The organism is Paraburkholderia sp. 2C (assembly GCF_054589215.1).
In genome coordinates, this window is the sequence record NZ_BAAILL010000061.1 from 1 (window position 1) to 1,539 (window position 1,539).

The window sequence follows — 1,539 nt, forward strand, 5'->3', positions numbered from 1 at the left end:
CCTAACCGCAGAAAAAAGGGTGTCTGTGAACAACACATTGCTTCAGTACGCGGTACGATTTCGTTCACGCTCACCACCGTGGACAGACACCGCGCCCGTGCGCGACGAACTGTTCGGTGTCGAGCGACTCGAGCAGCATGCGCAGAGCCTCGCCGCAGCGCAACCGGTGACGAATAAACCACCCGTCGTACTGGCTCTGCACACGCGACTCAAAGACAACGCGGCCGTCCTGCTCGCGGCTTACCGCGCGAGTGCCGCGGAACTGGAGAGTGGCCGGGGCGTGGAGCCCGCGGCCGAATGGCTGCTCGACAACTATCACCTCGTCGAAGAACAGATCCGCGAGATTCGCGATGACCTTCCGCCAGGCTACTACCGTCAGTTGCCGAAGCTTGCTGCGGGTCCATTCGCCGGCTATCCGCGCGTATTCGGTCTTGCGTGGGCGTTCGTAGCCCATACCGACAGTCACTTCGATCCGCAGGTGCTGCGCCGTTTCATCGACGCCTACCAACGGATTCAGCCGCTGACGATCGGCGAATTGTGGGCGGTGGCGATCACGCTGCGCATCGTGCTGATCGAGAATCTGCGACGTCTCGCCGACCAGATGACCGCGGGTCGCGCCGCACACGCTGATGCCGACGCCCTCACCGGGCGTCTGCTCGAATCGGGCAGCGCGCGTTCCGCACTGGAAGCGGATATCGCCACCCGTTCACCGGGCGCTTTGTCGGAGCCGTTTGCTGCGCAACTCGCTAAACGGCTGCGTGACCACGATCCGCGTACCACGCCGGCGCTCGGCTGGCTGGAAGAGCGGCTGAAATGCGAGGGCCTTTCCGTCGATGAGGTCGTGCAGCGCGCGCAGCAACACCAGGGCGCATCGAACGTCACGGTGCGCAATGTGATTACCAGCATTCGCCTGATTTCCGACATCGACTGGACAGAACTGTTCGAGAGTATGAGCCTCGTCGACGCGAGGCTGCGCGCAAGCAGCACGTTCGGCACGATGGATTTCCCGACGCGCAATCTCTACCGCAGCGCGATCGAACAACTGGCGCGCGGTTCATGCGCAAATGAACTCGAAGTGGCCGATCTCGCGCTGCAGTCGGCACAAGCGGCGATTGCAGCGGCGGGCGATGCGGCGCGCGCCGGACGTGCCGGGGAGCCTGGCTATCATCTGATCGCCGAGGGCCGGCGGGCGCTCGAGTTCGCATTGAAATTTCGGCCGCCGCCGCGTTTGAGGATCACGCGATTCAGTGTCCGTCTCGGCATCGGCGGCTACGTCGGCGCCATCCTGGCGACCGCCACGATGCTGGTAGCGCTGGCCTTGTGGGGGGTGTGGACGCTGTGGACCAGACCATTGCAAGGCATCGACGCGTGGGTACTCGCGTTGTTTGCCGGATGCGCATTCCTGCCTGCCACGGAGGTCGCAACGGCGCTCGTCAATCGCGCGGTGACATGGGGTTTCGGCGCAGTCACGTTACCCGGGCTCGAACTGACGGCGGGCGTGCCGTCATCGCTGCGCACGCTGGTCGCCGTGCCGACGCT

The 1,539-nt window shown here is 64.4% G+C and carries 1 pseudogene; it reads left to right on the forward strand.

Annotated elements, in window-relative coordinates:
• Positions 1-25 precede the first annotated feature (25 nt).
• A pseudogene (locus tag ACYPXD_RS28915) lies at positions 26-1,539 on the forward strand (glycosyl transferase); the annotation flags it as partial.